General features: G+C 46.4%; 2 protein-coding genes. Both read left to right on the forward strand.

Going from position 1 to position 5,112, the window contains the following annotated elements:
• On the forward strand, positions 1-376 hold a 376-nt coding region (locus KDK17_RS17445), incomplete at its 5' end, for a hypothetical protein (RefSeq protein WP_257288676.1).
• 138 nt (positions 377-514) lie between these two features.
• Positions 515-5,112, forward strand: a 4,598-nt coding sequence (locus KDK17_RS17450; RefSeq protein WP_257288677.1) for a hypothetical protein, incomplete at its 3' end; no start/stop codon positions are given.

Here is a 5,112-nt window from a genome sequence, read left to right on the forward strand (position 1 = left end):
ATGGCTGGGCGGACCTCTGGGCCGCAGTCTTGACAAAATCAATCGTTGGAGAGGCGTGGGCGAAACGGAAGCGGACTATCTGAAACGAACTGCCATTGCCACGCCCCAACGCTTCAATGAAACGGATGAAGAGTATGTCAGCCGAGTTAAAGCAAACAACGTGATGTATGGCTGGACACGAAACGAGAATTATCTTCAGTTCCGTGAACGACGTGATCGAACCATGAAGATGTTTGAGAATGGCTGGGAGAAATATTTCAAGGACAATGTGCCTAAATGGTCATTCTCCCATGCAGAAAGCACTCCGTACTCCTACACTCCGGGTGCCTTCTATGATTGGCAACAGGGCGATGATCAGAATGTTCATGGTCATTAAAAGAAATACCCCACAATCAAGATTTCTACCTGCAGCCATGACCCGCTGACAGCCGCGAGCGATTGGAAACCCTCTTCCTCACCCGATGTGGCCATCGCTTTTCGCGGTAATAGAAGTACCCGGCTCTGAGGTAGTAAAATGACATATACTCGCCCCAATGCATTAAGCATTGCAGTGACCATTGCCATTAGCTCTTCCATTATTACTACACAGGCACTGGCCGCGCGAAGGCTACAGACACATTCTGTTGATTTTTCGGGCAGTGGACAAGCGATTATTACCCAGAATGAGGTTCTGCTTAAGTCAACTTTCGGTGATGCCCGTCAGCCAATACCCAAATCTACCACCACCTACCCTGTTCAGACTCAAGCCAGAGTGGGTAATGATGTTCCTTCCGCAGGCTTCACAGACGTTCTTTCTGGTATTGAGGGTGGTGTTTCCACTGTTAACCTGTTTGAAACAGACGAGCATGACATTGCTGAGAAATACACCAAAGTCCTGAAGGTCGGTGCTGAGGAGGTATTCAGGTTCACGCATTGCCTGAAAGACAAAAAACTGCTCATTGAAGTCAGAAGCGGGATGACCGACCCTGATTCAGTGGCAGCAGTTCGTGCTCAATTAGGTGACGACCTGCAATTAGAACCTTTAACGGGAGTCGCCAGCCCCATACAACTAGTCGGGGTGCTCAAAGGTGCGAATCAAAGAGGAGGAAGCCTTCGTTCAACTGATCACTATGACGTCCTTGCCACTATTAGGGTAAAGGAAGTTGAAGTGAACGGGCGCACCTTCATGCGTCTTATCGCTGCCAGCGATCAGCCTCCTGAACTGCAGCGTCTGGGTCAGTCGCTCTTTGTCAATGATGAGGTGCTTTTCGCAGCGGCCACCTCTGCCTATACCCAGGTCCATATTCTGGGGGAAAATTTACAACAGGAAGCTCTGGATGATCTGTTGTCGTACCAGAAACCCGTCGGATATGTTGTACACGTCGAGGACAACACACAGGTTTATCCAGTTCCTGAGGGTTATCCGAAACTGGAAGTAACTGAGGCTCCGGGAGAGATTATTGTTTTCCACGGTCAGAAACACAATCCGACCGATGTCGCTTTTGTGGAGAGCCTCCAAAGGCACTGGGAAGAATTTGACGCTAATGATAATGACTACACTACAAAGATTAAAAGAAACAAGGTCAAAAGCTACCAATACATCATTCGAAGCAGGCAGATGGCTCTGCTGGAGGAGTTTTCTGCCAAATTGGCTGTACAGCACGATGCTGAACTTAACGTATTTAAACTGTCGACGCTGACATACTATGAATCTCTTCGGCAGGCATTGGCCGTTGCTGCTCAGGATGAAACCGACGAATTTGAATTCTCAACCACAAAACACATCCGGGTCACTTCATCTGTTATTACGCCAATCTGGATGCAGGTTCAACTGGAAAAACACTTCAGCTTCAAACCCGTGCTCAGAGAACTCCTGACTAACCCATATTTTGTTCAGAATGTTCGCAAAGATGTAGAGTCGGTCGCGGAACTGATGCAGAGCTTTGCTTTTGACGAAGGCGCAAAGTTTGCTCACAAAGTCATTGGTGACATGACCACTCAGCTGCATGAGATGGAAATTGAGCTGGATGAGCTACAGGAAAGAGAAGGCAGATTCAGCGGGCTAAGCAAACGGCTACAGCGAGCCATTGGCAGTTATGAGGAAAAACTGAGAGTCCAACCACTCAAGCTGGAAATTGACGATGAGCTTATAAAGCTTCGCAACCTTGAATTGGCCACACAGCTTGGTATGGACGACTGGGATGATACTCTGCCACTGGTAAAACAAGCCGAACTGATCAGTATAAAAATTCATGAAATCAACCTGGCGATTGCCGCAACAGGCCAGTTTGATCATAAAGCTGTAAAAGCAAAACTGGCAGGCATTGAAGGCCAGCTCGGTATTTCCCCGGTCGATGAAAACGATCTGGATGCCCGCTTTCAATCGATTCAACAGCAAATACAGCATATTCAACACAAGACAAAACAGGCCGACGAGGAGACCCTGCGCAGACTGACTACTATTGAAGGTCAGCTCGCTCTGAGACCGAACAACGAAGCTGACCTCGAAGCCCGTCACCAGGCCATTCTACAGCACCTTAAGCAAAGGGATGCCCTTTTCTTTCAACTGTATCTTCAACAACAGAGCACCAGAAAAGATGCTGGAAAAGAAGCTGAAATCAAAGCCCGCTATGCAACCATTGCTACACATTTGAAGATTCCGAATTTTGATAGCAACGCAGATATTGAGGTTCAACAAGAAAGCATCCTTGCATCACTTGCCGGAATGAATCTCAGAGAGGAAGTTATGCGTCAAAAACTTTATGAAATGAACAATCAACGCAATAGGGAGGATTCTTACACAAGGATCAGAAAAGTTGCTCTGGCAGCAGTTCTTGGTATTGAGCTGAGTGATGTTGAAACCAGACTGAAAGACCGCGACACCCTGGAATCAACAGTCTATTTCAAGCTTTTTAAACTTAAAGAGCTGGAAGAAGAACTAAAAGACATCGGAACACCAGGTCACCCCAAAGCCAAGCCCGAAGTCGTTGGGAAACTGACTGCTGTGGAAAATTCCCTGAAGATGCATTACGCCAATAGTGAGAACGATGTGTATTACCGTCGTCACACCATTTCTAAAAAAATTCAGGCATATATCACAGCAAGCAGGCAGCGGGTAGAGGGAGATGCGCAGGTGGTACTGAAAACCGTAGAGGAAATACTCGGGATCAATGTCAATGAAGGTGATGACAAAGCAACAAGACTTGACAGGATTCGTACAAAACTCGAAAACAATGATTTATCAGACTCCATGCTGGATGCGATAGTACAAACTTTCTGGAAAGAAGACATTACACATGCGAGCCAACAGAGGGCAACAAAATACGAGAATCTTAAAAGGCATCTTACGTTTTATGTCGAAGATGCGAATGAGCGAGCCATTAGACAACAGATAAAGCTGTTTAAAGAGATAGAGGCCAAACTGCATATCTGCTTCACTGTAAGCAATGCGGCTAAAGAAAGAGGCAGGACTTTCCTTGCTAAACTGGCCAATGATCTGGGGATAATATTAGAAGACGATATTCACCTTTCTGACAACAAGTATGCTATTAGCAACGAAATTTCGGCATTAATGGAAGAAGTAGGCGAAGTCTATGGCGATAAAGATGTCAAAAGAGTCAGAAATAATGAAATTGCTCATCAAATCAACATTGAGAATTATAAAGATGACGCCACTATAGAAGACCAAAACATTCTAATAAACAAAAAACTCCAACAGCTGTCTGAAGAAGTTTTCAAAGCAGGTGTTGCTGACGTCAATGAGCATATCGCAGCCATTGAAAATGAGCTTGACAGACAAATAGCTCGCCTCGGACCCAAACCCCGATACGTTCTTGATCGTGAGGTAGCGACTGCATGGCGAGCAATAGAAGACGCTGAAAGTGAGCTGGAGACGGCTAATCAAAAACTGGATGCTATCCTTGTCAAACAATATTTATATGCCGGAACCCGTGCTGTCCAGAAAAGTATCTCGGATGAAGGTGACAGAGCTCTCAATCAAGCAATGAAAGAACTTCAGATCAAGTTCGATCTGGCTGCAGGTGACGAGCAACCCCTTCAGGAGCGAGTAAAGGACATTACACATTTCCTGCCAGAACGAGTGGAGGACATCAGACATTCTCCGCAAGGGGACAGTAGAGAAAGTCGAGATAAAATTGTTCAGAAACTGAGAGCCAAAACAGATGCTGTTGTTCAGGAAGCTTACAATGAAAACAATGAAGTATTGTCTGAATTGACTTTAACCAGAGAAAAGCACTCTCAGGTCACAGAATTCCTGCGTGAGCAGGACAGGAAAAGTATGGAAGTGACCCATACACGGCATGAAGAGAAGAATGCACGAGAGAATCCGGATCGCAAGAAACAGGAGATTGAAGATCCCGGTAACATTGATGAGCAGGCTAAAACCGCACATAACAAAGAAATCAAACAGTTACAACCGGGCAGTAGTAATGTTATTAGCAACAAGATCCGGCAACTGATTCATAAAAGGGCCCGTCTGGAAAGTGAAATTGAAGTCAGGAAAGCAGACATTGAGAGAATGAAGGATGTCCTGAAGGCTGCCAGGGAAGCCGTCAAAAATGACGACGGTCCCTTCCAGTACACACCGAGGCAGGCAGAAGTTCGGGCTGCGATGGCCGCCTTCATTCAGCAGCACCCTCTCAAACAACAAGCCCTCGGAGTCGCATTGGGCCTGACAGATGCGGCGAGAGAAAGTGGTAAGGCAACGCCATTGCTTGCGACTTTCGATTTTGACGATGAATTTGCACCGATTCGCTTGCAGGCAATGGTCGGAAACAAACTGACTTTTAAACAGGCCAGTCGAATTGTAGAGGTATTCAAGAGCCTGAAAACGACTTTGCCGGAATCCCGGCTCGAGCCTTTAGCAGATCAACCCCGGAATGCCCTCATAGAACTCGAGACTCTGACGCTCTGGGCAATGTATGAGATGGAAACAGGGGCACAAGAATACGACGACGAAATTCGCGGTTTAGGCAAAGCGGCCATCAGCTTCGTTGAACATGAACCAGAGAACCTGAAAAGCTTCTCGGAATATTTTGCTACCCATTCTGCCAGTGGTAACAGGATCATCGCTCTGCTGCGTGAAGGTCTGATCAGCAAGATTGAACTTGAGCA

Origin of the sequence: Endozoicomonas sp. SESOKO2, from assembly GCF_024606245.1 — a bacterium.
GTDB lineage: Bacteria > Pseudomonadota > Gammaproteobacteria > Pseudomonadales > Endozoicomonadaceae > Endozoicomonas_A.